Genomic DNA, 3,028 nt, shown 5'->3' with positions numbered 1-3,028 from the left:
CCCCACCCCTCCCCCGCTTGCGGGGGAGGGAGCCGGCGCGTCGTGTGATTGGAGACGGGGCTCCACGCTGCTGCCGATCGGCAGGCTGTGCCTGCTGGAAATTCGATCAGTCGAGACTGGCGTTCCCTCCCCCGCTTGCGGGGGAGGGACAGGGAGGGGGAGGCCGAGGCAGTGAGCCAGCGGCCGCCGATCGGAAGATGCTACGCCGCCTTGCGGTCGGCCAGGAACGTGCCCATCCGCTCCAGGGCGCGCAGAATGTTCTCGGTGGAGTTGGCGTAGGAGAGGCGGATGTAGCCTTCGCCCAGCACGCCGAAGTCGGGGCCGCCGATGACCGCGACGCCGGCGTCGTCGAGCAGCGCCGAGGCGAGCGGCTTCGCCTTCCAGCCCGTCGCCTTGATGTTGGGGAAGGCGTAGAAGGCGCCCTTCGGAGTCGCACAGCTGACGCCCGGCAGCCGGTTGAGCCCCTCGACCACCACCTTCCGGCGGCGATCGAACTCGGCGACCATCGCCTCGGCCGCGTCCTGCGGCCCCGTCAGCGCCGCGAGGCCGGCATACTGCGCCGCCGCGTTGACGCAGGAGTGCAGGTTGACGGCGAGTTTTCGCGCGTTGTCGTAGAGTTTCCCCGGCCAGATCGCATAGCCGAGTCGCCAGCCCGTCATGGCGTAGGTCTTCGACCAGCCGTTGAGCAGGATCAGGCGGTCGCGAATCTCCGGATACGACAGCAGGCAGACGTGCTTCTCGCCGTCGTAGACCATGTGGTCGTAGATCTCGTCCGACATCACGGCGACCTTCGGCCACTTGGCGAGGCCGGCGACCAGCTTGTCGATCTCGGCCTTCGGCGTGACGCCGCCGGTCGGGTTGGCGGGCGAGTTGAGAATCAAGAGCCGCGTGCGCGGGGTGATGAGCGACAGCGTCTCCTCGGCCGAGAAGCCGAAGCCGTTCTCCTCGCGAATCGGCACCGGGATCGGCCGCGCGCCCGTGAACTCGATCATCGAGCGGTAGATCGGGAAGCCCGGATCCGGATACAGGATGTCGATGCCGGGCTCGCCGAACATCAGGATCGACATGAACATGGTGGGCTTGCCGCCCGGCATGATCATCACCTCGGCGGGCGACACCGAGACGCCGTAGCGGGCGTTCAGATCCGCCGCCACGGCCTCGCGCAGCGGCAGGATGCCGACCGCCGGCGTGTAGCCGTGAGCGCCGTCGCGCAGCGCCTTCACGGCCGCCTCGACGATGTGGTCCGGCGTGCGGAAGTCGGGCTGGCCGATGCCGAGATTGACGATGTCGCGGCCTTTCGACGCGAGCTCGGTGGCGCGGGCCAGCACCGCGAAGGCGTTCTCCTCGCCGATACGATCGAAGCTCGCCACGGTCTCGAGCATCCTGGTCTCCTGTGATTTGTTATGGGTGTTGCTTGTCTTGGGCGTTGATGTCTTGGACGTTGATGTCTTGGGCGGTGTATTGCGCGTGTCGTCTCGGGCGGGTCGTCTCGGGACTCGGTTGTGGTCCGACGTCGGTCGTGGAACTTCGGCGGCGGACCGGGTAGTCTTCGGGGACGCGAGCGGCGCGGTACGGGGCGGGACTCGAACGGAACGCGATGGAACTCGGGCGCCGCGCACCGGACACCTAACTCCGGCCGTTCCCTTTCGGCCATCGGGGCTCTAACTTAAGGACATGGACGTATTTCTCGAAATCGCCGTTCTGCTCGTGCTGTTCGGGCTCAACGGATTCTTCGCCATGGCGGAGCTCGCCGTGGTGTCGTCGCGGCGGATCCGCCTGCAGCAGATGGCCGACGAGGGGCGCCCGGGCGCCGCGCAGGCGCTGGCGCTGGCCGACGATCCGGGCCGCCTCCTCTCCGCCGTGCAGGTCGGCATCACGCTGATCGGGATTCTCTCGGGCGCCTTCGGCGGCGCCACGCTCGGCCAGCGGCTCGGCCCGGTGCTCGACGAGCTTCCCTTTGTCGCACCCTACGGCAACCAGCTCGCCGTCGTGCTGGTCGTCGTCGCCATCACGTCGCTGTCGGTGGTGCTCGGCGAGCTGGTGCCGAAGCAGATCGCGCTCGCCGCCCCGGAGCGCATCGCCTCGCGCATGGCGCGCCCGCTGGTGATTCTGTCGAGCGTGTTCCGCCCGTTCGTGTGGATCCTCGAACGCTCCTCGGCCGGTCTCCTGCGCCTGCTCGGCGTGCCGGCGCGGGGTGGCGCGTCGGTGACCGAGGAGGAGGTGCGATTCGCCATCGCCGAGGGCACCGAGGCGGGCGTGATCGACGTCGTCGAGCAGCAGATGATCCACGGCGTTCTGGCGCTCGCCGACCGCCCGGTCGCCGCCGAGATGACGCCGCGCCCCGACGTCTACTGGATCGATCTCGACGATCCGCCCGACGTGGTGGCGCGCGAGATCGCCGAATGCCCCTATTCGCGCCTGGTCGTCGCGCGGGCCGGCGATCTCGGCCGTCCGCTCGGCGTCGTGCAGAAGAAGGACTTGGTCGACGATCTGATCGCCGGCAAGGGCCTGCAGGTCGAGGCGCATCTGCGCGAGCCCGTCTACGTGCCCGAGAACGTCAGCGTGCTGCGCATGCTGGAGATGTTCCGCAAGGTGCCCGTGCACGTCGCCTTCGTGGTCGACGAGTACGGCGACTTCCTCGGGCTCGTGACGCTGCACGACATCCTCTCGGCGATCGCGGGCGACCTGCCGGAGGAGCACGAGGCGCTCGCCGAAGAGATCACGGCACGGCCGGACGGCAGCTTCCTGGTCGACGGTCGGGTGCCGATCGACGAGCTCGCCCAGAAGTTCGGCCTGCCGGAGCCGGAGGGCGAGTACCACACCGCCGCCGGGCTGGCGCTCGAGCGCCTCGCCCGCATCCCGACCGAGGGCGACACCTTCGCGGTCGGGGACTGGCGCGTCGAGGTGGTCGACATGGACGGCCGCCGCGTCGACAAGCTCCTGTTCACGCCGCCCGCGGCGGGGTGAGTGATCATTTTCCGTTCTGGCGCCGTGAGTGAGGTGAGGCCGCACGCCCCCCACCCCCGAC

The 3,028-nt window shown here is 69.2% G+C and carries 2 protein-coding genes; one reads left to right on the top strand and one right to left on the bottom strand.

The window, feature by feature from the left end; genetic code table 11:
* Nucleotides 1-200: 200 nt before the first annotated feature.
* Nucleotides 201-1,382 carry a pyridoxal phosphate-dependent aminotransferase gene (locus tag CCR97_RS28410; RefSeq protein WP_111360161.1) on the bottom strand — a complete coding sequence of 394 codons (1,182 nt, stop codon included), beginning with the start codon at nt 1,380-1,382 and terminating at the stop codon, nt 201-203.
* A 292-nt stretch (nt 1,383-1,674) separates the two neighbouring features.
* Between CCR97_RS28410 and CCR97_RS28405 the strand changes: the two genes are divergently transcribed.
* On the top strand, nt 1,675-2,967 hold the full coding sequence (locus CCR97_RS28405; RefSeq protein WP_111360162.1) for a hemolysin family protein: 1,293 nt from the start codon (nt 1,675-1,677) through the stop codon (nt 2,965-2,967).
* The last annotated feature ends 61 nt before the right edge of the window (nt 2,968-3,028 follow it).

The organism is Rhodoplanes elegans (assembly GCF_016653355.1).
Taxonomy (GTDB): domain Bacteria; phylum Pseudomonadota; class Alphaproteobacteria; order Rhizobiales; family Xanthobacteraceae; genus Rhodoplanes; species Rhodoplanes elegans.
Note: the sequence above shows the minus strand (reverse complement) of the source record. Positions and strands in the feature narration are given on the sequence as shown.

Bases quoted from the DNA above. Each gene is read 5' to 3' on its own strand.
- CCR97_RS28405 (WP_111360162.1), top strand. From the start codon at position 1,675: ATGGACGTATTTCTCGAAATCGCCGTTCTGCTCGTGCTGTTCGGGCTC.
- CCR97_RS28410 (WP_111360161.1), bottom strand. From the start codon at position 1,382: ATGCTCGAGACCGTGGCGAGCTTCGATCGTATCGGCGAGGAGAACGCC.